Genomic DNA, 24,585 nt, shown 5'->3' on the forward strand with positions numbered 1-24,585 from the left:
AGGAGCACCTGTGGTCCAGCGCCAACTCCCCGACCTCCGTGAGCTCAGCGAGCTCATCCGCCTGCGCCCGTTCGACCCGGACGGCACCCGCCGCCGACTCGCCAAGGCCCTCACCGTCGCCGATCTGCGCGATCTCGCCATGCGCCGCACGCCCCGGTCGGTCTTCGACTACACCGATGGCGCAGCGGAGGCGGAGATCTCACTGCGCCGTGCCCGCCGCACCTTCGCGAACCTCGAGTTCCACCCCGCGATCCTGCAGGACGTCAGTCAGGTGGACACCACCACCGACATGCTCGGCACGCGCGCCGCGCTCCCGTTCTCCTTCGCCCCCACCGGATTCACCCGGATGATGCACACCGAGGGTGAGTCCGCCGTGGCACGGGTGGCCGAGCGCCATGGCATCCCCTACGCCCTGTCCACGATGGGCACCACCTCGATCGAGGACGTCGCGGCTGCCGCACCGGGCGCCCGCAAATGGTTCCAGTTGTACGTGTGGCGCGACCGGTCGCGCGGCGAGGACCTCATGGCGCGCGCCAAGGCGGCGGGCTTCGACGCGCTGCAGCTCACGGTGGACGTCCCCGTTGCCGGTGCCCGGCACCGGGACACCCGCAACGGCTTCGCGATCCCCCCGCAACTGTCCCTGAGGACGATCGCCGACGGCGCGATGCACCCGAACTGGTGGATCGACCTGGTCACCACGCCACCGCTGGAGTTCGCCTCCCTGGACTCCTGGGACGGGACCGTGGGTGAGCTCTTGGACTCCCTCTTCGACCCCACGATGACCATGGCGGACCTGGAGTGGCTGCGGGAGAACTGGGACGGCCCTCTGGTCATCAAGGGCATCCAGACCCTTGCGGACGCCAAGAAGGTCAGCGCCGCCGGGGCCGATGCCGTGGTGCTCTCCAACCACGGCGGGAGACAGTTGGACCGCGCACCCGTGCCCCTGCGCCTCGTCCCGCAGGTGCGCGAGGCGATCGGTGAGCGCACGCAGGTCTGGGTCGACACGGGCATCATGTCCGGCGGCGACATCGTGGCGGCGATCGCCCTGGGCGCGCACGCGACCATGGTGGGCCGCGCCTACCTGTACGGCCTGATGGCGGGCGGCGAGCGGGGCGTGGAACGCGCCGTGGAGATCCTCTCCGGGGAGATCCGCCGCACGATGACGTTGCTCGGAGTGAACGCCATCGAGGACCTGAACCCCGGTCACGTCACGCTGCGCTGACTCGGAGCGCTCTCTGCCGCGGTCGTCGCGAACACCGGCTTCCGCCGACGCCCTGGTGAGCGGCGGCTGGTGCGGGTCACGATGGGGAGATGACCACCTCATCGATGCCCCCAGGACCTGTGGCCACCTCCGCCGACCGGCTGCGTCAAGTCACCCTGGTCGTGGTGGGCGCGGCCGCCATGGCAGTCGCAGCGTGGGGCGCCGGTGCCTTCGGCGGCCAGGAGATCCAGAACGCCGCCAGCGGTGCGCTGGCGGCCGATGCCACCGTCCTGGCCCCCGGCACCGGGGCGTTCCGGGTCTGGAGCGTGATCTATCTCGCGCTGATCGTGACCGTGATCCTGCAGGCGCTCCCCTCACGGGCCGCACTGCCGCTGCACCGCACCCTGGGGTGGTGGGTCCTGGCCTCGCTGGTCCTCAACGCCGCGTGGATCAGCGCGGCGCAACTCGGCCTGCTCGGGCTGACCGTGCCGATCATCGGCGCGCTGGTCGCCGTGCTGGCACGCTGCCTGGTCCTGCTGCGCGCTCGGCCGGCGGCGCCACGCCTGGACTCCCTGATCGTGGGCACCACGGTGGGCCTGTACCTGGGATGGGTGTGTGTGGCGACCGTGGCCAACGTGACGGCCGTGCTCGCCTTCTCCTCGTGGGACCTGTCGTTCCTGCCCGAGGGGGTGTGGGTCACGGTGGTCCTGGCAGTGGCCGCCGCCGTGTGCGGGGTCACCGCCCTGGCTGCGGGTCAGCGCGCCGTGGCGATCGGCGTCACCCTTACCTCCACCTGGGGCCTGGTGTGGATCGCGATCGGCCGGCTCACCGCGGGGCCCGACTCCACCATCACGGTCGTCGTGGCCCTCGCGGCAGCCGCCGTCGTGCTCCTGCTCGGGGCCCTCGGGGCGGTGCGTGCCCCGAGGCCCGCTACTGCGCCGAGTCCTCGCGCTTGACGGCGGAGATCTCGAGCTCGAGCGAGATGCGCTCGGAGACCAACACGCCGCCGGTGTCCAGGGCCACGTTCCACTCCAGCCCGAAATCGCGCCGGTTGAGCCTGCGGGAGCCCTCGAATCCCGCGCGCAGCGCGCCGGTGGCGTCCCGGTGCACCCCGATGAGGGTGACGGGGATCATCACCTGCCGGGTGATGTCGCGGATGCGCAGGTCACCGGTGACGGCGTAGGCGCTGTCCTCGACCTCCTCGATCGCGGTGGAGGTGAACTCGATCGTGGGCCACACGTCCACGTCGAAGAAGTCCGCGCTGCGCAGGTGCGCATCGCGCTGGGAGTTGCGGGTGTCGATGCTGGCCACCTGCACCACCACGTGCGCACTGGAGGCCGACAGGTCCTCAGGATCCACCACGAGGTGCCCCGTGACCTCGTTGAATGCCCCGCGCACCGACGTCACCATCGCATGCCGCGCGGAGAACCCGATCCGGGTGTGCGCGGGATCGAAGTCCCACTCCCCCGCCAACATCCCCACGTTGTCGTCCATCTGTTCTTTCCTTCCCCATACGTCCGCGCCGCTGCGTGCGACGGGTGCAACCCCGGCCTGCCGAACCTACCCGGTCCAGCGCGTCGGCGCAGCGAGAACCGCTCGCAGCACCTCCCTCGCCCCACCGATCAGTGCGGCGTGTCCCTCCACCGGCGCACGGTGAAGCGTAATCGGCGCCCATCGGCTCGAGAGCACGGCGTCGTTCAGGCGCGGGGCCACCAGGGGCGCCAGGGCCTCGAAGAGCGGTGCGTAGATCCCGCCGAGGACCACGGCGTCGACGTCCAGGAGATTGAGCGCATCCCCCAGCGCGCGGGCCAGCGCGGTGGCGGTGGTGGCTACGGCCGCCAGCGCGCGCTCATCGCCCCGCTCCAGGGCGGCGGCGACGTCGCCGGGGTCGCCGCTGCTCGGCAGGCCCGCGGCACGCAGCAGTGCGGACCGGCCCGCGTACTGCTCCAGGCATCCGCGGTTCCCACAACTGCACGGTGCGCCATCCGCCTCGACCACGACGTGCCCGATCTCGCCACTCCACCCGTGCTGCCCCTGGTACAGCTCCCGCGCCACCAGGACGGCGGAGCCGATGCCCACGTCCGCGGAGACGTACAGGAACGTCGCCGGGAGCTGAGCGGTCGGCTCGCCGGCCGTCATCCCGGCCCGCATCGGGGTCTGCGCCAGGCCCGCCAGTTTGGCCTCGTTGCGCACCTCGACCTGGATCCCGTCCAAGCCCAGGAGGGGCACGGGGTCCAGGTCGTGCCAGTTCAGGTTGGGGGCCACCTCGAGGCGGCCGGTGTCGGGGCGGACCAGACCCGGAAGCGCGAGCCGCGCCCCACCCACCGCCATCCCGCGCTCGGCGAGGTCCGCGATCATCTCGCGCGCCCGGGTCCCGAGCTCCGCGAGCACCTCGGGCGCGGACCGGCTCGCGGGTGCTGCGGGGCTGACCCAGCGCCGGATCACCGCCCCGGTGAGGTCGACGGCGCAGATCCCCAGGTAGTTGACGTTCACCTCGAGCCCCAGGCCCACCAGCGAGCGCGGGTGCGGCGCCAGGGGGATGGCGGGACGCCCCGCCCGGGTGGGGGCCGCCGGCGGGAGTTCGAGGAGCAATCGGGCTCCCACCAGGGCGTCTACGAGCGTGGAGACGGTGGCCCGGGTGAGTCCCGTGCGCGCGGCGACCTGCGCCCGCGAGATCGGCATCTCGGCGTCGAAGACCGTGCGCAGCACCGTGGAGAGGTTCATCTCCCGCAGGCTGTGCTGGCGCGCGACCGCCGGGGACTCCATTCGACCGAGCCTACTGTCGGTCCAGGTAGTGCGGCGCCGCGCGAGCGTACGCCGCACGCACGGTAGGGGCAGGTGTGGCAGTGGCCGTCGCCCCGACCGGCGCGCTCCAGTTCGGCAGCTCGGCCGGGCCCGCACCCGAGGCCAGCACCCAGGCCGCCTGGCGGGCTGCGCCGTCGGCCACGTACTCCCCGGGCTCCGGCAGGGCGATGTCGATCCCGAGTACGCTCGGGGCGATCTCGCGCATCGCGGGGGATCTCACGGCGCCGCCGACCATGCGTACTGAGCCCACCTCCAGTCCGACGGCGCGCACGGCATCGATCCCGACGCCGAGGCCGCACACGACGGCCTCGAAGGCCGCCCGGGCCAGGTGGGCGGGGGTGTAGTTCTCCAGCGTGATGCCATGCAGCGCCCCGGTCGCGTTCGGCAGGTTCGGGGTGCGCTCACCCTGTAGGTAGGGGACGAGGGTGAGACCGTCGCTGCCCGCCGGGACGCTGAGCGCGAGATCGGCGAGTTGGTGGACGTCGACCCCGAGCAGCGAGCGGGTGGCGTCCAGCACCTGTGCGCAGTTCACGGTGGCCACCAGGGGCAGGTAGTGCCCGGTGGCGTCGGCGAAACCGGCGACCGTCCCGGTGAGGTCCGCGACGGGATCGGCCACGACGGCGCACACCACCCCGGAGGTGCCCACCGAGAGGAGCACATCGCCGGGGCCGAGGCCGAGCGCGAGGGCCGCCGAGGCATTGTCGCCGGCCCCGGGGCCCAGCACGGCGCGTGAGGAGAAGGTGGCGAGTTCACCGACCGCCTCGGTCGGGGCCGCCACCCGCGGCAGGACGATGTCCTCGCGCCCGAAGGCGTGCCGCAGCAGCTCCCGGCGGTAGGCGCCCCGGGAGGCGTCGAAGTAGCCGGTGCCGGAGGCGTCGGAGGTGTCCGTGACCAGGTCACCGATCGCCGTCGACCCCCGCAGTCGCCAGGTGAGGTAGTCGTGCGGCAGGCAGACGGCCGCGACCCGGGCGGCGTTCTCGGGCTCGTGCTCGGCGAGCCAGCGCAGTTTCGTGGCGGTGATCGAGGCGACCGGCACGGTGCCGGTCTCCCGGGCCCAGCGCTCGGCCCCCAGCTCCTCGACCAGGTCGGCGGCCGCCTGCCCGGAGGAGTTGTCGTTCCACAGCATCGCGGGGCGGATCGGCCTGCCCTGCTCATCGAGCGTGACCATGCCGTGCTGCTGCCCGCCCACGCTGACGGCGGCGACGTCCGCCAGCCCCCCGGCCTGCTCGACGGCGACCTGGAGGGCGCGCCACCACGCCTCGGGGTCCACTTGTGTGCCGGCGGGATGGGGCGCGGACCCCGAGCGCACCAGGGCGCCGCTCTCGGCCTCGCGGATCACCACCTTGCAGGACTGGGTCGAGGAGTCGATCCCGGCTACGAGCGTGGGCGTGGTCATGGTCTCGTCCTCCGTCGGCGAGCGTGGTCAGAGTACGGCGAGGTGGTTGCGCCCCCACCGCGAGGTGGTTGCGTCCGCCGGAACCACCTCGCGGCCGGGGGGTCGGGTCAGCCGATGAGGTGCTCGAGGGCGAGCTGGTTCAGCGCCACGTAGTTGGTCTCCCGGGCGCCGGCGGCGTCGGCGTCGAAGTCCTCGAAGGCGCTGCGGTCGGCGAGCAGGTCGGCGATCGACTCCCCGGCGGCCAGGGTGGGCTGCGCGGCCTCGAACACGCCGGCCGCCTCGAAGGCGGCCTGGGTGCGCGGGTCCTCGCGGTAGGCCTTGGCCTTCTCCGCCAGCATCAGGTAGGTGTCGATGTTGGCCTTGGCCGAGGCCCACACGCCGTCGAAACCCTCGGTGCGCGAGGGCTTGTAGTCGAAGTGGCGCGGGCCGGTGTAGGTCGGGCCGCCGTTCGGGAAGCCGTTCTCCAGCAGGTCCACGGTGAAGAACGCCGAGAACAGGTCACCGTGACCGAAGACCAGGTCCTGGTCGTACTTGATGGAGCGCTGCCCGTTGAGGTCGATGTGGAAGAGCTTGCCCGCCCACAGCGCCTGCGCGAGGCCGTGGGTGTAGTTCAGGCCCGCCATCTGCTCGTGCCCGGTCTCGGGGTTCAGGCCCACGATGTCACCGTTCTCGAGCTGTGCGATGAGACCGAGGGCGTGCCCGATGGTCGGCAGGAAGATGTCACCGCGGGGCTCGTTCGGCTTCGGCTCCAGCGCGATGCGCAGGTCGTAGCCCTTCTCCTTGATGTAGGCGGCCACGGTGTCCAGGCCCTCGGCGTAGCGCTCGAGCGCGGAGTGCAGGTCCTTGGAGCCGTCGTACTCGGTGCCCTCGCGCCCGCCCCACATCACGAAGGTGGAGGCGCCGAGCTCGGCGGCCAGGTCCACGTTGCGCAGCACCTTGCGCAGCCCGAAGCGGCGGACGGCGCGGTCGTTGGCGCTGAAGCCGCCGTCCTTGAACACGGGGTGGCTGAAGGTGTTGGTGGTGACCATCTCGATGACGAGGCCGACCTCGTCGGCGGTCTGCTTGAACCGGGCGAGGATCTCCTCGCGCTCGGAGTCCCCGGCGCCGAAGGGCACCACGTCGTCGTCGTGGAAGGTCACGCCCCAGGCGCCGGCCTCCTTCAGCGGGGCCAGGTACTCCCAGGGTGCGAGGTCGGCGCGGGTGGCGTCGCCGAACTGGTCCTTGCCCGCCCAGGCCACGGTCCACAGACCGAAGGAGAACTTGTCCTCGGGGGTTGCTGCACGCACCATCACTGCCTCTTTCGCTCGCAGGTCGCCCTCGACGCCGCGTCTCGCCGTCGAGATTCATTCACCCGTTGAACTTATAGCCTCGTGCGCGTCCCGTCAACGCCGGAGCGCGGCACGTGATCAGCGCAGGGTGAGACCGAAGGTGGCGGCGTCGTCGCCGCCCACGGGCACGAATCCGACCCGCGGGTAGAAGGCGAGCGCTCCCGGATTGGCGCGCGAGGCGGAGGCGTGCAGCCCCTCACAGCCCCGAGCGCGCAGCGCGTCGGCCAGCACGCCGATCAGGACCCGCCCCCATCCCCCGCCCTGCGCCCGCGGGAGCAGGTCGATGTGCAGGTGGGCCGGGTAGCCCACGGGGGCTACGCCGTCGTCCGCCCCACCCTGCCCACGCGAGTAGCCGTAGGCGACCATCGCATCGGACCGCGTGCGCACGGGCGCCGGCCGCGGCCAGCGTGTCGCGCCACGCTGAGACCACCAGGACCCCGCGAACCACGCCTCGAAGGCCGCGGTGTCGTCGGTGCCCACGATGTAGCCGATCGGCGTGTCCTCCTCGTCCGCGAGGACGAAGGCCAGGTCCGGGTGCCGCTCCAGATACGGCAGGAGGAAGAGCTCGGGCAGCAGGTCGTCGTCGAACACCCCGGTCGCATCGCCGCCGCTGTCCCCCGTCAGGACGCAGATCCGGGCGAGGGCGCGATCATCGGTGGGGCGGTAGGGACGCACGGCTGACATGGCGCGAGCATAGGGACTCGCGAGAATCAGCCGGCGGACAGGGGGCTCTCCCGCGGGCGCGCGCTGGCGCCACCCGCCCCGATGGGACTGGATAGGATCGCACGGTGCCGTCCCGATCCGAGAGCGAACGCCACCCCGGCCCACGCGCCGAGCACGGGCAGGGGCAGGACGGCGAGGCCCTGTTCGACCTCCCCCGGGATGCCCACGTCCCCACCCGCCGGGTGATCCTGCTCGCCGGTGCCTCGGGATCGGGCAAGAGCTCCGTGGCGCGGGCCCTCGGCCTCCCGGTCGCCCGCCTGGACGACTTCTACTACGACCACGACGAGCCGGGCTTGCCACGCACGCGCGGCATCGTGGACTGGGACGACGTCGCCACCTGGAACGCCGAGGCCGCGGTGGAGGCGCTCGCTGCCGCGTGCTTCGGCGATCGGCTGATGGCACCCACCTACAGCATCCCGCTCTCCCGGCGCACAGGCCAGGAGAGCATCGACGTCACGGGCGCTCCGGCGCTGCTGGCCGAAGGGATCTTCGCCGCCGAGATCGCGCGGCCGCTGCGCGAGCGCGGACTGCTCGCCGGTGGCTACTACCTGCAGCAGTCCCGGCACCTGACCGCGATGCGCCGATTCGCCCGGGACATCGGGGAGAACCGCAAGCCTCCGCTGGATCTCCTGCGGCGTGGGGCGGCGCTGTGGCGGGACGAACCGAGGATGGTGCGCACCTGGCGTTCGTGCGGCCTGCACCCCCTACCGCGGCAGGGTGCCGAAGAGCACCTGGCGCAACTCATCGCCGACTGAGGCCGCTCAACGCACCACGCGCGGAGAACCGGAGCCCATTCCGGGTGCAGGAGTTCCTCACATGAGGAACACTCGCATAATCCCCCGACGAAAGGCCTCCTGTGTCCTCGCCGCGCGCTACGACCCGAATCCGCCGCACCCGACCGGCCCTGATCGCTGCCTGCACCGCGCTCCTGGCCCTCGCGACCGCCTGCACCCCCGAGGACGGCGAGAGCCCGGACCCCACGCCCTCGGCGGCGCCCGAGGACGCCACCACCGACGGGTCCATCACGGGTGATCTCACCCTGTCCGACCTCGGCCCCGACGGCGATACCACGGTGTTCCCCGGCGGCTCCGCGCAGGCCGCGGTCGACCAGGTCGAGCAGGTCGTCGACCAGGTGCTCGCCGATACCGGGGTGCCGGGTGCCGCCGTCGCGATCGTGACCGGGGATGAGGTGCTCTACACCGGCGGCTTCGGCGTCCGGGACCTCACCACCGGGGAGCCGGTGGATGCCGAGACGGTCTTCCAGATCGCCTCGGTCTCCAAGTCCGTCGGTGCCACCGTGGTGGCCACCCAGGTGACCGACGGTGTCGTCTCCTGGGACGACCCCTCCCACACCTACCTCCCCGAGCTCGAGCTGAGCGATGCGTGGGTCAGCGAGCATGTGACGATCGGTGATCTGTACTCCCACCGCACGGGTCTGCCGCACGCTGCGGGCGACCTCCTGGAGGACATCGGCTACGACCGCACCGAGATCCTGCAGCGCCTCGTGTACCAGCCGCTGAACCCCTTCCGCACCTCCTACGCCTACGCCAACTACGGCACGACCGCGGGCGGCGAGGCCGTGGCCCACGCCGCCGGCACCACGTGGGAGGACCTCTCGCAGGACGCTCTGTACGACCCACTCGGCATGACCTCCACCAGTTCCCGGCACGTGGACTACGAGGCGGCGGCGAACCGCGCCACGCTGCACATGTACCTGGGCGACGGCGAGTTCGAGCACGTCGCCGAGCGGGACCCGGACCCGCAGTCCCCGGCGGGCGGGGTGAGTTCCACCGCGAGCGACCTCGCGCTGTGGTTGCAACTCCTGCTGAACGACGGCGTGGGGCCGCAGGGGCAGGAGCTGATCGCCCCGGAGGCGCTGCAGCCGGCCATCACGCCGCAGTCCTTCTCCGCCCCTGCCTCCGTGCCGCAGGCGCGGTCGGGATCCTACGGCTACGGATTCAACGTGGGCGTCACCGCCGGCGGGCAGCCCAAGCTCAGCCACTCCGGCGCCTTCGTGATCGGCACCGGCACCTCCTTCGTGGTGCTGCCGGGCCTGGACGTGGCCGTCGTGGCGCTCACCAACGGCGGACCCGTGGGTGCCGCCGAGGCGATCACGGCCTCCCTGGCAGACCTCGCGGAGTACGGCGAGGTGACACGCGACTGGGCCGCCGGGTACGGCGCACTCTTCGAGCCCTATCACGCTCCGGTCGGGGACCTGGCCGAGCAGGATCCCCCCGCCGACGCCGCCGCGCCGCAGGACCTGGCGACCTACACGGGCGCCTGGGAGAACGACTACTACGGCGAGGCGGTCGTGAGCGTCGCGGGTGAGACCCTCGTGGCCGAACTGGGCCCGGACGGCGGGTACGTCCTGGAACTCCAGCCGTGGGACGGGGACACCTTCGCGTTCGTCCCCACGGGGGAGAACGCGCCGCTCGGCTCGCTCTCCTCCGCCACCTTCACGGTGCCCGACGGCACCGCCCGCGCGGAGACCATGACCCTGGAGTTCTTCGACGCCACGGGCCTGGGGACCTGGACCCGGGCGAACTGATGCGGGCGGCCTGACCCGGACTCGTCGGCCGTGGCGGCGGCGCCGTCGCCGCGGCCGGCCGCGCGTCAGGCGGTCGGCACCTGCGCGCGGTGCAGCGCCACGATGCCGCCGGTGAGGTTGCGGTAGCCCACCGAGCGCCAGCCCGCCTCGTGCAGCATCGCGCCGACCCCCGCCTGATCGGGCCAGTCGATGATCGACTCCGCGAGGTAGTCGTAGGCCTCCGGCTCCGAGCTCACCGCACGGGAGATCGGCGTCAGGACGCGGTGCAGGTAGAAGCGGTAGAGCGCGCCGAACCAGGCGGCGGGGGGCGTGGAGAACTCACACACGACCAGGCGCCCGCCCGGCTTGGTGACCCGCAGCATCTCCGTCAGGCCCTGCACGGCGGGGTTGACGTTGCGCAGGCCGAAGGAGATGGTCACCGCGTCGAAGGAGTCATCGGCGAAGGGCAGCGCGGTCGCGTCGCCGGCCACGAATGCCAGGTCCGGGCGGCGGCGCTTGCCCTCCAGCACCATCCCGGTGGAGAAGTCGCAGGAGACCACGTCCACGCCACGATCGGCCAGCACGGCACTGGAGGTGCCGGTGCCGGCCGCGAGATCCAGCACCCGCTCGCCGGGCCTGGCGTCGATGGCGGCCACGGTGGCGCGGCGCCAGAGCCGGTCCATGCCGAGCGAGAGCACATCGTTGGTGATGTCGTAACGGCGGGCCACGCCGTCGAACATCCCGGCGACGGCGGTGGGGTCCTTGTCGAGCTGAGCGCGAGCCATGCTCCGATCATCCCACCGGATGCCCCCGGGTCGGCACGCCATGCCCCGGCCGGTGTCATCCAGCGGGCGGTCGGCGGCGGGCGGCGTAGGCTGAGGAGCGATGTCCGCACCCGTCACGAGCGCCACCAGCGCGCCCGTCCTCACCGTCGCCACCCGCGAGATCCCCGACCCCGGGGACCTGATCGCCGCCCTCCCCCACCCCGAGGGCGCGCTGGCCTGGGTGCGCCGCGGCGAGGGCTTCGTCGCCTGGGGCGAGGCCGCCCGGTTCGAGGGTGAGGGTGCCGGCCGGATGCTCGACGCCGATGCGTGGTGGTCGGCCGTCACCGCCAGCGCCCAGGTCACCGATGCGGTGGGACTGCCCGGCAGCGGACTGCTCGCGCTCGGCGCCTTCGGCTTCGACGACCACACCACCCGCCCGGGCGGCCTGGTGGTGCCCCGGGTGGTCGTGGGGCGCCGCAACACGCCCGCCGGGATGCGCGCGTGGGTCACCACGATCACACCCGACGGCGCAGCACACCCAGGCCCCGACGCCACCGATGCCACCGACGCCACCGACGCCGTGGTCGAGCCGCTCACCCACCCCCGCGACGTGACCTGGTCTGAGGGCTCCCTGACGGCCGCGGAGTGGATGCGCCGGGTGGCCGGGGCCATCACGCGCATCCGCGACGGCGAGGCGCACAAGGTCGTCCTCGCCCGGGACGTATGGGCGACCTCCGCGGAGCCGCTGGATGTGCGGGTGCTCGCCGCGAGGTTCGCGCAGGCCTACTCCACCACGTGGACCTTCGCCGTCGACGGCCTGGTCGGGGCCACCCCGGAGCTCCTGGTCCGACGCGAGCGCGGCCTGGTCGCCTCGCGGGTGCTGGCCGGCACGATCCGCCGCACGGGCGACGACGAGGCCGACCTCGCGCACGCCGCCGCCCTGGCCAGGTCCTCCAAGGACCTGGAGGAGCACGAGTTCGCGGTGGCGTCGCTGGCCGAGTCCCTGGAGCCGTTCGTGGCCAGCGCGAACGTCCCCGAGGTCCCCAGCGTGCTGCACCTGCCGAACGTGATGCACCTGGCGACCGACGTGACCGGGGTGCTGCAGGCGGACGGCGAGGGCCGCTTCCCCTCGGTGCTGCGGGTGGCCGCCGCCCTGCATCCCACGGCGGCCGTGGGGGGCACGCCGCGAGCCGTGGCGGTCTCCCTCGTCAGCGAGATCGAGGGGATGGACCGCGGTCGCTACGCGGGGCCGGTGGGCTGGCTCGGGGCCGACGGGGACGGGGAGTTCTGCATCGCCCTGCGGTGCGGCTCCATCGACCGCGAGGACGCGCGGCGGATCCGCCTGTTCGCCGGGTGCGGCATCGTGGCGGCCTCCGACCCGCGCGCCGAGTTGGACGAGACCGAGGCCAAGCTCGAGCCGATGCGTCAGGCCCTGCTCGGCTGAGCCCGCCTTCGGGCGCTCAGCCGTTGCCGCCGGGGCCGCCGAACGGCAGGCCGCCGAAGCCCTCGAGCCCTTCGAGGCCCTCCAGGCCCTCCAGGCCCTCCAGCCCCTCGGGCAGCTGACCCTGCTCGGGCGCCTGGCCCGAGTACCCGTCCTGCGTCTCGGTGTCACCCTCGGTGGCCACGTCGTCGGCGGGGATCGTCACGAGCGAGGCGGTGACGTCGATCGCGGCGCCATCGCGCACCACCGTGAGGGTGACCTCGTCGCCGGAGGAGAATTGCCGGATATAGCCGGTCAGCGACTCCGCCCCCTCGACCGTCTTGGCGTTGATGCCGACGATCACGTCGCCGGCGCGCAGCCCGGCCGCCTCCGCGGGCGTGTCGGAGGAGACGCTCTGCACCACCGCACCGGCGCGGGTGACGCCGTCCGCGGTGGCGGTGCCGTCACTCAACGTGACGCCGAGGAAGGCGTGCTCGGCCTCGCCGGTCGCGATGAGCTGCTCGGCGACGTCGCTGGCCTGGTTGGAGGGGATAGCGAACCCCAGCCCGATGCTGCCCGCGTCCTCGGAGGTGGAGGCGATGGAGGAGTTGATGCCGATGACCTCCCCGGCCGTGTTGAACAGCGGCCCGCCGGAGTTGCCCGGGTTGATCGCGGCATCGATCTGGATCGCGTTCGTCACCACGGCGGTCGTGGAGGACTCGCCCGTGGTGGAGACCGGGCGGTCGATGGCGGAGACGATGCCGGTGGTCACGGTGCTCGCCAGGCCCAGCGGGTTGCCGACGGCCATCACGTCCTCGCCCACGAGCACCGAGGAGGAGTCACCCCACGCCGCCTCGGCGAGGTCCTCGGGCACGGAGGCCAGCTGGATCACCGCGATGTCGGTGGTGGGGTCCGTGCCCACGATGGTGGCCTCGATGATCTCACCGTCGGCCAGCAGCACCGAGATGCCACCGGTGGAGGCGTCGCCCACCACGTGGTCGTTGGTGACGACGTATCCGTTCTCGGCGTCGATGACGACGCCCGATCCGGCCCCCTCACCGTTGGCGGTCACGACCTGGATGGCCACGACGGAGTCGCGCACCTGGGAGGCGAGTGCCTGCCACTGCACCGATTCGCTCTGCGCGGCAGCGACCTGCTGGGTGGTCCCCAGGGAGGAGAACACGCCAGAGGAGGTGGTGTCGGAGAACGCCCCGGTGGCCAGGGCCGTGCCACCCGAGGCGAGCACGGCGGCCAGGCCCGCGGCCGCCGCGACGGCGGGCCACTGGCGGCGCTGCTTGGTGCGACGTGGGGCCGCGCCCTCCGCCTGGGTGTGTGCGTCACCGGACGGGGCGTACCCGTGCTGCGGGTGGGACTGCTGGGCGTACTGGCCGTAGGCCGCGTACTGGTCGGCCGAGTTCCCGCCCGCTCCCCCCGTGTAGGGCTGACCGGCGTAGTGCTGCCCGGCCTGAGGCTGACCCGCGTGAGGCTGCGGGGAGTAGTGCGGGCCCTGCGCCTGGCCCTGCTGCTGCGGCCACGCATAGGCGGCACCGGCCTGGAACGTGGGTCGCTGCGAGACGGGGATGCGCAGGGTGGGGTTCGGGTCGGCGGCAGCCGGCTGCTGCGCCGTCACGTCCGCGACGGAGGGGGCGGCGGCCGGCGTGGAATCCTGCCTGGCATCCTGCGCGGGATGCTGCGCGGGACCCTGAGCGTGCGGCTGCTGCTCGGGCTGCGGGTCCTGGTCGGGGCGGCGGGTGAACTCGCTCATCGTGTCCTCCGTGGAACTGGGTCTGGTCAACTGCCACGAAGTGAATCAAGCGGATCTGGGCCGAGCCTGGGGCGAGGCTGGGAGAAACCTGGGAACCGGCTGCCTCAGTGCTCGGCGGCCGCCGCCGCGATCCGTACCAGCTCCGCGTGACGGGTCCGTCGCCGCTCGGCCGCGCCCGCGCGCTCCAGTCGCACCTCCACGATCCCCAACCCGCGCACCGGTGCCGCGAGCGCCTCGGCGAGCTGCGCCGTCGTGCGCACCTGGGTGTGGGACGCGCCCGCCGCGCGGGCAGCCGCCCCGATGTCCAGGCGCTGCGGGGTCGCGAACACCCGATCGTGCACGCGGGCGTGCTCGGGGCGGCCGTGCTCGAGGGTGGCGAAGATGGAGCCGCCGTCGTCGGCCAGGACCACCACCTGCAGGTCGATCGCGCGTTCCAGGCTCCCCCGCACGAGGCCGCCCAGGTCGTGCTGCAGCGTGAGGTCGCCGAGCAGGGCACGCACCGGGCCCCGTCCCGCCGCAGTGCCCGTGCGCTCCCCCGCGGCCGGCTCACACCGGGCGAGAGCGTGCCCGATCGCGGTGCTCACGCTGCCGTCGATCCCCGCCACGCCCCGGTTGGCCACCACGCGGGCGCGCCGGTCGCCGGCCAGGTCGAGCTGCCGGATCGCCATCGACGCCCCGGCCAGCAGCACGCCACCGTCCCGCGCCACGGCGCGGCTCACCAGCCGCGCCACCACCCAGCCCTCGGGCTGGACGCCCCGGGTGAGGGCGGACTGGAGCTCGGCGTCCAGGTCACCCTGGACCGCCCGATCCGCCGCGAGCCAGCGTTCGGACCACTCGGTGCCCCGCGCCCCGTCCGCACCCTGCCGGGCTCCCGCGGTCGGTCCGTGCTCGGCGCCGGGCGCATCGAACCAGGCCCGTTGCCCCGGCGGGTCCACGATCCGCGCCCGCGCGCGCCCCAGCAGCCGGGTCTGCTGGCGCGAGAGCGTCGGGCGTCCCAGCACGACGACGTCGCTGACCTCCTCCCCCAGGGCGTCCAGGAGCACCGGCGAGGCGCCCAGACCCAGGCCGGGCTGCGCCGTCGGTTCGGCCAGCACCGGGCAGCCGACCTCGGCCAGGGCAGGCCATGCGGGGGCGCCGTCGGCCACGAGGTAGAGCAGGCCGGCGGCGTCCGGGCCGGGCTCGGCGGCGTCGGCCGCACCGTCTGCGGCGGGCGCACCCGGCCCGGTGGCCGCACACGCGCGCTCCCCGGCGCCCGGCCACTCCCGCGCCGGGACGGCGGGCACGAGGGGATCGGCGAACCGGAGATTGAGGTGGCAGGGCCCGGCTCCCGTGAGCAGCCCCGCCCCCAGCGGCGAACCCTCCCGTGAGGCGCGCAGCAGGTGGCCGACGGCGCCCGTCACCTCGCCCGGGTCGCTCACCTGGGCGAAGGCGCGGGGATGGGCATGCGCCCGACCCTCGCCGAAGATGCCGCGGTGCTCGGTGGTCTGGCTCGTGTGCCGACGCACGAGATCGGCGGGTCGGTCGCAGGAGACGACGAGGATCGGCACGCGCTGGTGCCCGGCCTCCACCACCGCGGGGTGCAGATTCGCGACGGCGGAGCCCGAGGTCACCACCACCGGGACGGGTCGCGTGGTGGCGGCGGCGAGACCGAGGGCCGTGAAGCCGGCGGCTCGCTCGTCGATCACCACGTGCAGCCGGATCGCGCCGCCGGACTCCGCGGCGGCGAGGGCGTAGGCCATCGGGGCGCTGCGGGAGCCGGGGGCGAGGACCACGTCGGTCACGCCGCCGGCGATGAGGGCCGCGACGGTCTCCTCGGCGAGCGCCTGGGAGGCCGGGCGGGCGGCGCCCTCACGAGGCTCACCCACGGCCCTCACCCGCCAGCGCGCGGACCTCCTGCAGCCGGGTGAGCCAGGCGCGGCGCAGCGCGGGGTCGACCTCTCCGGGGTGATGCCCATCGGGGTCCACGCTCCCGGCGAGGCCCTCGCGCGGCGTGAGGTCGCCCGCACCCAGCACCGGGAGGGTTCCGTCGGTCGGCAGCAGCGGGGTGGTCGCGGCGTCCCGCTCGAACAGGTGCACGGTGGCGAGCCCGCACGCGTGCGGCAGTTCGGGCAGCGCGGCGGCCAGCGCCAGCCCCGCGGCGATCCCGAAGGAGGACTCCAGCGCCGAGCTGACCACCACCGGGAGCTCCACCTGCTCGGCGAGGTCGAGGCAGGCCCGGACGCCGCCGAGCGGCTGGACCTTGAGCACCACGATGTCGGCGGCCTCGGCGCGCTTGACCGCGAGCGGGTCCTCGGCGCGGCGGATGGATTCGTCCGCGGCCACCGGCACGTGCTGCGCGCGGCGCACGTGGGCGAGGTCCGCCACGCTCGGGCACGGCTGCTCCACGTACTCCAGGCCACCGGCGGCGCGGTCCAGCACCGCCAGCGCAGCGAGCGCCTCCTCAAGGTCCCAGCCGGCGTTGGCGTCGATGCGGATGCGGCCGGCGGGACCCAGGGCGTCCCGCACCGCCTCCAGCCGGGCCTGGGCCTCCCGCAGGGACTGGCCGCGCTCGGCCACCTTGACCTTCGCCGTCGTGCACCCGCCGGATCGCGTGACGATCTCGTGCGCGCGCTCGGGGCCGACGGCGGGCACCGTGACGTTGACGGGGATTCGATCGCGCAGCGGCCGCGGCCAGCCGCGCTCGGCGGTCTCGAGGGCGGCGCGCAGCCACGGCAGGCTGGTGGGGGCGTCGTAGTCCCAGAACGGGGAGAACTCTCCCCAGCCGGCCACGCCGGGTAGCAGCACACCGTCCCGCGTGGTCAGTCCCCGGAACCTGCTGCGCAGCGGGGTGGAGTAGACCAGCGGGGAGTCGGACACCCGTTCAGCCTAGATCCCCCGCGTCCCACCACCCGCCCACCTCGCCCCCACCGACCGTGCCCTTGCGCACACCCACCCCCACCGACCGTGCCCTTGCGCACCCACGCCCGCGCCGAGCGTGCTCTTGCGCAGGCTCGCGGCACCGGAGCCCTGCGCAATCACACGGTCGGCGAGGGTGAGGGTGCGGTGCCGTGTGGTGTGGTGCAAGCGCAGTACGTTGGGGGCGTGAGCGAGACAGCGAGTTCCTTCGACCCCCGCCGGTGGCGCACCGTGGAGGGCTTCGACTTCACCGACATCACCTACCACCGCGGCATCGCGCCCGGTGGCGGCGAGGACACCGCCGGCCCACGCGACCTCCCGGTGGTCCGGATCGCCTTCGACCGCCCCGAGGTGCGCAACGCCTTCCGCCCCCACACGGTGGACGAGCTCTACCGCGCCCTCGATCACGCGCGGATGACCTCCGACGTGGGCGCCGTGCTGCTGACCGGCAACGGCCCCAGCCCCAAGGACGGCGGCTGGTCCTTCTGCTCCGGGGGCGACCAGCGGGTGCGTGGTCGCGACGGCTACCGGTACGCCGTCGAGGACGGCGGGGAGACCTCGGAGTCCGTGGACCCGGCGCGCGCCGGGCGCCTGCACATCCTGGAGGTGCAGCGACTGATGCGCACCATGCCCAAGGTGGTCATCGCCGTCGTGGACGGCTGGGCCGCGGGCGGCGGGCACAGCCTCAACGTGGTCGCCGACCTCTCCCTCGCCTGCCGCCAGCACGCCGCCTTCATGCAGACGGACGCCAACGTGGGCTCCTTCGACGCCGGGTACGGTTCGGCGCTGCTGGCGCGGCAGGTCGGGGACAAGCGCGCCCGCGAGATCTTCTTCCTCGCTCGGCGCTACAGCGCCGAGGAAGCCGAGCGCTGGGGCGCCGTGAACGAGGCGGTGGACCACGACCACCTGGAGGACGTGGCGCTGCAGTATGCCGCGACGATCGCGACCAAGTCGCCGCAGGCGATCCGGATGCTGAAGTTCGCCTTCAACCTCGCCGATGACGGCATGGCCGGTCAGCAGGTGTTCGCCGGGGAGGCCACGCGACTGGCCTACGGCACCGACGAGGCCGCCGAGGGGCGCGATGCGTTCCTGGAGCGCCGGGAACCGGACTGGAGCGGCTTCCCCTACGCCTTCTGAGCGATCCGGCGTGCCCCACCTCCCTGAGCGAGGGCGAGGCCCGGACGCGCCCGCCCCGCCCGAGTGGTCAGTCCTCCACGCGCAGCAGCCATGCGCGCAGGATCCGCTCCAGCGCGGCGCGGTCGGCATCGGGAAGGTCCGCGAGCAACCGGTGCTCGTTGGCCATGTGCTCGGTGAAGGCGGCGTCGATCACCTCGCGGCCGCGGGCGGTGAGCGCGGCGTCGCGGCCGCGGCCGTCGCTCTCACTGCGGAACCGGGCCACCAGCCCGGCGCGTTCCAACCGATCCAGTCGCTTGGTGACGGCGCCGGAGGTCACCATGGTGCGCTCCCCGATCTGGGAGCAGGACATCCGCTCGACCTGCGAGCGGCGCAGCGCGGCGAGGACGTCGAACTCGCCCTCGCCGAGGCCGTGGCGCGCGAACACCGGGGTGAGTTCGCCCTGGAGGTAGTCCGCGAGGCGGGACACCCGCCCGATCACGCCCTGCGGTGAGGGGTCCAGGTCCGGGCGGGCGCGGCGCCACTGCGCCTGGATGGAGTCCACGTGGTCACCACCGGCGTCGCCGTGCGCCGCGCCAGGCGGCCGGGTGTCGCTCATGGATTGATCTTATCTTCCCCGGAAGATAGAGTCCCTTCCATGGAAACATCTTCCGCGGAAACCATGCGGTGGGCCGCCATCACGGCGATCGCGCCCATCGCGTGGGGCAGCACCTACGTGGTCACCTCCTCGCTGCTCCCGGACGGTCAGCCGCTGTGGGGTGCCACCCTGCGCGCCCTGCCCGCGGGCATCCTGCTCATGCTCCTCGTGCGCACACTCCCCCGCGGGCGCTGGTGGTGGCGCGCCGCGGTCCTCGGCGTCCTCAACGTCGCGGCGTTCTTCCCGCTGATCTACCTCGCGGCGCTCCTGCTGCCCTCCTCCATGGCCTCGAGCATCATGGCCGCCGCGCCGGTCGCGATGATGGCCGCGGCGTGGGCCCTGACCGGCGTCCACCCCACCCTGCGAGCGGCCGCCGGTGCGGCCATGGGGGTGGTCGGCGTGCTCGCGATCGTGGGCGCCGCCACCACCGACACCCCCGTCCTCGGGGTCCTGGCGGCCGTGACCGCGATGGCGATGAACGCCGTCGGGGCTGTGCTCTCCCAGCGCTGGCGGGGCGAGCACGACGTGCGCACCGTCACCGCCTGGCAGGTCTCGCTCGGCGGGTTGATCCTGCTCGCCACCGCACTGCTCATCGAGGGTGCGCCGCCCGCCCTGGACGGCCCCGCCGTCGCCGGATTCGCCTACATCAGCCTCATCGCCACCGCCGTGGCCTACCTCGCCTGGTTCGGCGGCCTGCAGCGGCTGCCGGCCGCCACCGTCGGCGTGATCGGGCTGCTCAACCCCGTCACCGGGGTCCTGCTCGGCGTGCTGGTCGCGAACGAGACCCTCACGCTGCGGCAGGGCCTGGGCATCCTCGCGGTCCTCGCGGGCATCCTCATCGTCAACGTGCGCCGTCCGCACCGGGCGGTGCGACCGGCTCCCGCCGCTCAGGACACCGACATCGAGGACTCGAGCGGGAGCAGCTCCACCCAGGTCGTGCCCGGTTCGAGCAGCACCTCCTCGCCCTCGCCGTCCACCAGTTCCAGCACCTCATCGGCCGCCCCCTTGGTCCACCTCGCCTCGATGGACCGCCCGGCGGAGGCCACCAATGCCTCCCCCTCACCCTCCAGGTGGGTCACCGGGATGGGGTTGCCCGCGGGATCCACGCCGCCGTCGTTGGTCACCCGGACCCGCAGCACCACCACATTGGCGGCGGAGAGCCGCACGTCGTCCGCCGAGTAGCTCGGTGCGCCTCGCTCGCTGCGCAGCCAGGCCGACTCCCCAGCCGACCACTCCCACCCCGGAGAGGCCGCGGGGAAACCTAGGTCGATCCGTGCGGTCGGGGAACCCGCCGCGGCGCTCGGCTCCTGCTGCCCGAAGGTGAACGCGAACTGCTGCGGCGGGGGCACCGCGCGGTCCGCGTGCGCGGCGTCGGCCATCACCGGCACGTCGCCGTAGACGTTGTGCGGCATCGCCCGGAAGGACACCCGGTACATGCCGGGATCACCGGCGTCGTTGTCCAACACCTGCAGCCCCGCGTCGATCATCTGATCGATGAACACGCCCTGGCCGCCGGAGAACGCCAACAGGCCGTGCAAGGGCGCGGCGATCGCCGCATCCATCGGGCGCACCGAGCGGATCGGCCCGATGCCCTCCGGCATCGAGGAGTTGAACACCGCGTTGAAGCGGGTGATGCCGCCCTCCACCATCTCCTCCCAGACCACGTCGGCGTGTTCCAGGCCGCTCTGCGGGCGCGCCGCGGAGGAGTTCTCGATCTTCACCGCCACCGCCACCCGCGCCGTGACCTCCCCCTCGATGCCGGTCAGGGGCCAGGAGTCCGGGACCACCGGCTCGGGAGCCGCGCTGCGCTCCACGGAGGTGTCCGGCTGCACGGTGGTGGCGGGATCGGTGGGCTGCACCACCACGGGATCCGGTGCGCAGGCGGCCAGCAGGAGCGCAGCGATCGCGGCCGCGCCCATGCGGCCGACCCCGGGGGAGGACATCACCCCACTGTGCCACCACGATGGCCGGGCCACACCTACTCTGGGGGTGTGCCGCACGATCTCCCCACCTCCGCGCCCGGCCGGGCTGCCGACCGGGGCCTGCGGGATCTCTTGGCCGCGGCGCTGGCCGGGGAGGGCACCCTGGACCTCACCGGCAGGACTCCACAGCTCGTGCCACGGGATCCCGCCGGTCACGCTGCGCCGGCCGCCGTGCTGGTCGCCACCTCGGGCTCCACCAGCGGACGGCCCGACCGCATCGCGATCACTGCCTCGGCGATCCGCGCCTCGGTCGCGGCGACCCAGGAGGCCCTCGGCGGGCCGGGCGCGTGGTTGCTCACCCTCGCCCCGGATCACATCGCCGGCCTCATGGTGCTGGCGCGCGGACTGCTCGGCGGCGGGCCCGTCACGCACGCCGCCCCCGGGCCGTTCCGACCCGACTCCTTCGTCCGGGACGCGGAGCGACTGGCCGCCACGGCACCGGGAGCGCGCCGCTACGTCTCCCTGGTGCCGACCCAGCTGCGCCGGGTACTGAGCGACCCCGCGGCACGCGAGTCCGCCGCCGGGTTCGAGGCCATCCTGGTCGGCGGCTCCGCGACGCCCCCGGCCATGCTGGAGCAGGCCCGCGCGGCCGGCCTGGCCGTGGTGACCACCTACGGCATGACCGAGACGTGTGGCGGGTGCCTCTACGACGGCGTCCCCGTGGGCGCGGCACGCGCCGACCTGATCGACCCGGACCGCGACGGCGCGGGCCGGATCGTGCTGCGCGGCCCCCAGGTCGCGCTCGGCCGCCTCGCCTCCGACGGCGCCCTGCTCCCTTTCCATGGCGAGGTCGTCACCGCCGATCGTGGCCGCTGGGAACGCGGGGCCGACGGCGTGCGCCGCCTGCGCGTGCTCGGTCGGATCGACGAGGTGATCCTCAGCGGCGGCCTCAACGTGGACCCCCACCAGGTGGCGGACGTCATCACGCGGCTGGACTCGGTGGCGGAGGCGTGCGTGGTCGGCGTCCCCGACCCCGAGTGGGGGCAGCGGGTCGTGGCGGTCGTGGTGCCCGCAGCAACGCCGCACGCTCTGACAGGTTCCGCGGGCAGCCTGCCGGATGACGTCCGTGCGGTCTGTGCCGCTGCCCTGCCCCGCGGCTGGGCGCCGCAGGAGGTCCTGGTCACCGACCACCTGCCCACCCGGGGTCCCGGGAAGGTGGACCGCCGCGCGGTGGCCGCCTACGCCGTCGCGCGCCTCCAGGGCGAGTCGAGGGCGGCCAGCGAGGACGTCACGGCCGAGGTCTCGGCGCCGCGCGACGAGGAGTCGCAGCGGACGAACTAGGCTCGGGCATCATGGCCACCGCTTCCCAGTGGGTCGAGGGCGCACGCCCCAAGACCCTGCCCGCCGCCGTCGCCCCCGTCATCGTCGGGACCGGCGCCGCCGCCGGGCTCGACGCCGTCGATCCTCTCGCCGCGCTGCTGTGCGCGCTCCTCGCGCTCGCGCTGCAGGTGGCGGTGAACTACGCCAACGACTACTCCGACGGCGTGCGCGGCACCGATGAGGTCCGCACCGGCCCGATGCGCCTAGTGGGCTCCGGCGCCGCCTCCCCTGCGGCCGTCAAGCGTGCCGCGCTGCTCTCGGGCCTGGCCGCCGCCCTGATCGGCGTGGCCCTGTGCGCCTACACCGAGCGGTGGTGGCTGCTGGTGGTCGGCGCGGTGTCACTCGTCGCCGCCTGGGGGTACACCGGCGGCAGGCGCCCCTACGGCTACCTCGGGCTCGGGGAGGTCATGGTGTTCGTGTTCTTCGGGCTCGTGGCCACCGCCGGCACCACCTACGCCCAGGCGGGCACCGTGAGCGCGGGAGCATGGCTCGGGGCAATCGCGATCGGATCGCTCGCGTGCGCGCTGCTGATGGTGAACAACATCCGCGATGTCCGCACCGACGCGCCCGCGGGCAAGCACACCCTGGCGGTGCGCCTCGGGGAGGAACGGGCGCGCGCGGTGTTCGCGGGCACGCTGCTGGTGCCGTTCGTGGCGGCCTTGGGCATGATCGCCGTCGGCGGCGCGGAGGTACCGCTGCGGTTCGCGCCGATCCTCGTGCTCACGGCGCTGGGACCGGCGATCCGGCTGGGGCAGATCGTGCGGGCGGGCGCTGAGGGTCAGGCACTGATCGCCGTGCTGCGTGACGTGGGCCGCCTGGAGCTGATGGTCTCGGTGGCGCTCGCCCTGGGCCTGTGGTGGAGCACCCAGCCTGGCGCGCTGGCCTGATCGCTACCGGCGTCGCTCAGCCCTCGGTACCGTCGATCGCCGCGTCCTCTGCGTCCGCGTCCTCATCCCGCCGCTGCGCACGCTTGCGCGTGGCAGCGCGGTTCTCCAGCGCGGTGACAGCGGCCACCCGCTGCCGTGGCAACACGAGATAGGAGACCGCTCCAGCGATGAGCACCGCCGCCACGATCCACAACCAGCCACGCAGTCCGAGCAGCCAGGTGAGCCCGCAGGCGAGCACGAGGACGGCGAGGCGGAGCAGGGTGTAGCGAAGGAGTGGCACGCCACCAGGGTAGTCCCGCACCTGTCTCACTCCGAGCCGGTCGTCGTAGGATCGAAGGATGCTCCGCGCACTGCTGCTCCTGCTGATCATCGGCGTCGTGGTCTACGCCGTGGTCTGGCTCCTCCTGCGCTCGCGCGAGGGAGGCAACGGCGGCTCGAACCGGCGCCGCAGCGCGCCGCTCCCCCCGGACGACGACCCCGCGTTCCTCGCGGGGATCGACAAGCGCCTGGCGGAGGAACGCCGTCGACGTGAGCGCGCCGAGCGCCTGAAGAACGAGGAGGGCGCGGCGCCTGAGGATGGTGCGGAGGAACCCAACGGCGAGAGCAACGACGACGCCGACGCCTCCCCGGACGACCCCCGCCCCTGACCTACCTCGCGGTACCTGCAGAACCACCTCGCGGTACCTGCAGAACCACCTCGCGGTACCTGCAGAACCACCTCGCGGAGGGGGAGACGCAGCCCGTCGAGGGGCGGGGACCCGCTCCGGAGTGGCTGGGCGTGGGGCGCGAGGAACGAGCGCCCGGGCAGAGGGGGTCCCCGCCCCTCGACGCCCGTGCGCCCCGCGCGGCCTACAGGCCCGAGTAGCTGTGGAGGGAGTTCACGAAGAGGTTCACGCCGTAGAAGTTCACCAGGGTGGCGATGAACCCGATGATGGAGAACCAGGAGGCCTTGCGCCCCTCCCAGCCGCGGGTGGCGCGCGCGTGCAGGTAGGCCGCGTAGATCACCCAGATGATGAGGGAGACGACCTCCTTGGGGTCCCACCCCCAGTACCGCGACCACGCGTGCTCGGCCCAGATCGCGCCGGAGATCAGCGTGAAGGTCCACAGCACGAACCCGACGGCGTTGATGCGGTAGGCGAGGCGGTCCATCACGTCGGCGGCGGGCAGGGAGGAGAGCACGCGACCCTGCTCCTTCCCGGAGGTGACGGCCCGGTCCTTGGCGATCTGCAGGCCGGAGAACACGGCGCCGACGCCGAACACCCCCATGCCCGCCGTGGCCACGGCCACATGGATCACGAGCCAGTAGTTCTCCAGGATCGGCTGCACCGGTTCGGCGTCGACGTAGAGCACCGTGAGCGCGAGGAACAGCCCGACCACCCCGGCGCCCGCCACGAACGTGCCGACGTAGCGCACGTCGCGGGTGCGCTGGATCCCGAGGAACACGAAGGAGGCCACGAGGATGCCCACGAGGGTGAACTCGTACATGTTCGCCCACGGCACCCGGCCGGCAGCCAGCCCGCGGGTCACCAGGCCCGCGAGCAGCAGGGCGGTGGCCACCCAGAAGGTGGACATCCCGATCCGAGCGGCCTTGCGCACCCTGCCCGACGGCGTCGCCTCCGGCGCGTCGGGCGCACCCACGCCGGTGCTCGTCGGGGCAGTGGAGGCTCCTGCGGCGACCAGGGCGGGTGTGCGTGAGGCCGCCTTGCCGGTGAGGTCGATCGCGAACGCGATCATCGAGACCAGGTAGGCGGTCATCGCGCCCGTCACGAGGTAGAGGCTGGCCTGCCCGAGGTCACCCATG

22 protein-coding genes and 1 pseudogene are annotated in these 24,585 nt (G+C 73.4%); 10 read left to right on the plus strand and 13 right to left on the minus strand.

All coding sequences use genetic code 11. The annotated features are described in order from the left end of the window. The first annotated feature begins 10 nt into the window (after positions 1-10). A complete protein-coding gene (locus ATL40_RS10625) occupies positions 11-1,222 on the plus strand; it encodes an alpha-hydroxy acid oxidase (protein ID WP_098469502.1) in 1,212 nt (403 codons plus the stop codon). Between the two features lie 89 nt (positions 1,223-1,311). Continuing rightward, positions 1,312-2,157 (plus strand): tryptophan-rich sensory protein, encoded by an 846-nt coding sequence (locus ATL40_RS10630; RefSeq protein WP_245867010.1) that lies wholly within the window; start codon positions 1,312-1,314, stop codon positions 2,155-2,157. Here ATL40_RS10630 and ATL40_RS10635 read toward each other — a convergent pair. The 5 genes from ATL40_RS10635 to ATL40_RS10655 all read right to left on the minus strand — a co-directional run bounded on the left by ATL40_RS10635 (position 2,132) and on the right by ATL40_RS10655 (position 7,414). Beyond that, positions 2,132-2,695 (minus strand): YceI family protein, encoded by a 564-nt coding sequence (locus ATL40_RS10635; protein ID WP_098469503.1) that lies wholly within the window; start codon positions 2,693-2,695, stop codon positions 2,132-2,134. The two genes, ATL40_RS10630 and ATL40_RS10635, sit on opposite strands and share 26 nt — an antisense overlap. Positions 2,696-2,761: 66 nt before the next feature. After that, positions 2,762-3,967, minus strand: coding sequence for an ROK family protein (locus ATL40_RS10640; protein WP_098469504.1), 1,206 nt, complete (start codon positions 3,965-3,967; stop codon positions 2,762-2,764). Between the two features lie 10 nt (positions 3,968-3,977). After that, positions 3,978-5,402: a xylulokinase gene (gene xylB / locus ATL40_RS10645; RefSeq protein WP_098469505.1), complete on the minus strand. Its 1,425-nt coding sequence runs from the start codon at positions 5,400-5,402 to the stop codon at positions 3,978-3,980. A gap of 107 nt (positions 5,403-5,509) precedes the next feature. Next, positions 5,510-6,691, minus strand: a complete 1,182-nt coding sequence (gene xylA, locus ATL40_RS10650) for a xylose isomerase (RefSeq protein WP_098469506.1) — start codon at positions 6,689-6,691, stop codon at positions 5,510-5,512. Between the two features lie 117 nt (positions 6,692-6,808). Continuing rightward, positions 6,809-7,414, minus strand: a complete 606-nt coding sequence (locus ATL40_RS10655) for a GNAT family N-acetyltransferase (protein ID WP_098469507.1) — start codon at positions 7,412-7,414, stop codon at positions 6,809-6,811. Between the two features lie 104 nt (positions 7,415-7,518). Between ATL40_RS10655 and ATL40_RS10660 the strand changes: the two genes are divergently transcribed. Both ATL40_RS10660 and ATL40_RS10665 read left to right on the plus strand, forming a co-directional pair. Further along, on the plus strand, positions 7,519-8,208 hold the full coding sequence (locus tag ATL40_RS10660; RefSeq protein WP_245867012.1) for an ATP-binding protein: 690 nt from the start codon (positions 7,519-7,521) through the stop codon (positions 8,206-8,208). Positions 8,209-8,309: 101 nt separating this feature from the next. Further along, a complete protein-coding gene (locus ATL40_RS10665; RefSeq protein WP_211283106.1) occupies positions 8,310-10,001 on the plus strand; it encodes a serine hydrolase in 1,692 nt (563 codons plus the stop codon). Between the two features lie 65 nt (positions 10,002-10,066). Here ATL40_RS10665 and ATL40_RS10670 read toward each other — a convergent pair whose 3' ends face one another. Beyond that, the gene (locus tag ATL40_RS10670; RefSeq protein ID WP_098469508.1) at positions 10,067-10,765 is read right to left on the minus strand and encodes a demethylmenaquinone methyltransferase; all 699 of its coding nucleotides are present in this window, start codon (positions 10,763-10,765) and stop codon (positions 10,067-10,069) included. Positions 10,766-10,865: 100 nt separating this feature from the next. Here ATL40_RS10670 and ATL40_RS10675 point away from each other — a divergent pair, with 100 nt between their 5' ends. After that, positions 10,866-12,188, plus strand: a complete 1,323-nt coding sequence (locus ATL40_RS10675; protein WP_098469509.1) for an isochorismate synthase — start codon at positions 10,866-10,868, stop codon at positions 12,186-12,188. A 16-nt stretch (positions 12,189-12,204) separates the two neighbouring features. Here ATL40_RS10675 and ATL40_RS10680 read toward each other — a convergent pair whose 3' ends face one another. The 3 genes from ATL40_RS10680 to ATL40_RS10690 form a co-directional block, all read right to left on the minus strand. Next, positions 12,205-13,929 carry a S1C family serine protease gene (locus tag ATL40_RS10680; protein WP_098469510.1) on the minus strand — a complete coding sequence of 575 codons (1,725 nt, stop codon included), beginning with the start codon at positions 13,927-13,929 and terminating at the stop codon, positions 12,205-12,207. 104 nt (positions 13,930-14,033) lie between these two features. Continuing rightward, the gene (gene menD / locus ATL40_RS10685; protein ID WP_169925941.1) at positions 14,034-15,794 is read right to left on the minus strand and encodes a 2-succinyl-5-enolpyruvyl-6-hydroxy-3-cyclohexene-1-carboxylic-acid synthase; all 1,761 of its coding nucleotides are present in this window, start codon (positions 15,792-15,794) and stop codon (positions 14,034-14,036) included. Then, complete coding sequence (locus tag ATL40_RS10690) at positions 15,787-16,785, minus strand: o-succinylbenzoate synthase (RefSeq protein ID WP_098469512.1); 999 nt, start codon at positions 16,783-16,785, stop codon at positions 15,787-15,789. The genes menD and ATL40_RS10690 overlap by 8 nt, the downstream gene beginning before the upstream one ends. Before the next feature lie 225 nt (positions 16,786-17,010). On the opposite strand from ATL40_RS10690, the gene ATL40_RS10695 reads away from it, so the two are divergent. After that, positions 17,011-17,961, plus strand: coding sequence for a 1,4-dihydroxy-2-naphthoyl-CoA synthase (locus tag ATL40_RS10695; RefSeq protein WP_245867014.1), 951 nt, complete (start codon positions 17,011-17,013; stop codon positions 17,959-17,961). Positions 17,962-18,028: 67 nt separating this feature from the next. Here the strand turns inward: ATL40_RS10695 and ATL40_RS10700 are convergent, their stop codons facing one another. After that, positions 18,029-18,556, minus strand: coding sequence for a MarR family winged helix-turn-helix transcriptional regulator (locus tag ATL40_RS10700; RefSeq protein WP_098469513.1), 528 nt, complete (start codon positions 18,554-18,556; stop codon positions 18,029-18,031). Between the two features lie 63 nt (positions 18,557-18,619). Here ATL40_RS10700 and ATL40_RS15455 point away from each other — a divergent pair. After that, positions 18,620-19,381, plus strand: a pseudogene (locus tag ATL40_RS15455) (DMT family transporter); the annotation flags it as partial. A gap of 101 nt (positions 19,382-19,482) precedes the next feature. Here ATL40_RS15455 and ATL40_RS15460 read toward each other — a convergent pair. Further along, the gene (locus ATL40_RS15460; RefSeq protein ID WP_245867015.1) at positions 19,483-20,538 is read right to left on the minus strand and encodes a DUF3048 domain-containing protein; all 1,056 of its coding nucleotides are present in this window, start codon (positions 20,536-20,538) and stop codon (positions 19,483-19,485) included. Positions 20,539-20,586: 48 nt separating this feature from the next. On the opposite strand from ATL40_RS15460, the gene ATL40_RS10715 reads away from it, so the two are divergent. Both ATL40_RS10715 and ATL40_RS10720 read left to right on the plus strand, forming a co-directional pair. Continuing rightward, positions 20,587-21,858: an AMP-binding protein gene (locus ATL40_RS10715; protein ID WP_169925942.1), complete on the plus strand. Its 1,272-nt coding sequence runs from the start codon at positions 20,587-20,589 to the stop codon at positions 21,856-21,858. 11 nt (positions 21,859-21,869) lie between these two features. After that, entirely contained in the window at positions 21,870-22,784 is a 915-nt protein-coding gene (locus ATL40_RS10720; RefSeq protein ID WP_098469517.1) for a 1,4-dihydroxy-2-naphthoate polyprenyltransferase, read from the plus strand. 16 nt (positions 22,785-22,800) lie between these two features. Here the strand turns inward: ATL40_RS10720 and ATL40_RS10725 are convergent, their stop codons facing one another. Continuing rightward, the gene (locus tag ATL40_RS10725; RefSeq protein ID WP_245867017.1) at positions 22,801-23,064 is read right to left on the minus strand and encodes a DUF4229 domain-containing protein; all 264 of its coding nucleotides are present in this window, start codon (positions 23,062-23,064) and stop codon (positions 22,801-22,803) included. Positions 23,065-23,122: 58 nt separating this feature from the next. On the opposite strand from ATL40_RS10725, the gene ATL40_RS15215 reads away from it, so the two are divergent. Beyond that, complete coding sequence (locus ATL40_RS15215) at positions 23,123-23,431, plus strand: hypothetical protein (RefSeq protein WP_211283107.1); 309 nt, start codon at positions 23,123-23,125, stop codon at positions 23,429-23,431. Between the two features lie 202 nt (positions 23,432-23,633). Here the strand turns inward: ATL40_RS15215 and ccsB are convergent, their stop codons facing one another. Beyond that, complete coding sequence (gene ccsB / locus ATL40_RS10735; RefSeq protein ID WP_098469520.1) at positions 23,634-24,584, minus strand: c-type cytochrome biogenesis protein CcsB; 951 nt, start codon at positions 24,582-24,584, stop codon at positions 23,634-23,636. Position 24,585: the final 1 nt, after the last annotated feature.

This window comes from Serinibacter salmoneus, assembly GCF_002563925.1.
Classification (GTDB): domain Bacteria; phylum Actinomycetota; class Actinomycetes; order Actinomycetales; family Beutenbergiaceae; genus Serinibacter; species Serinibacter salmoneus.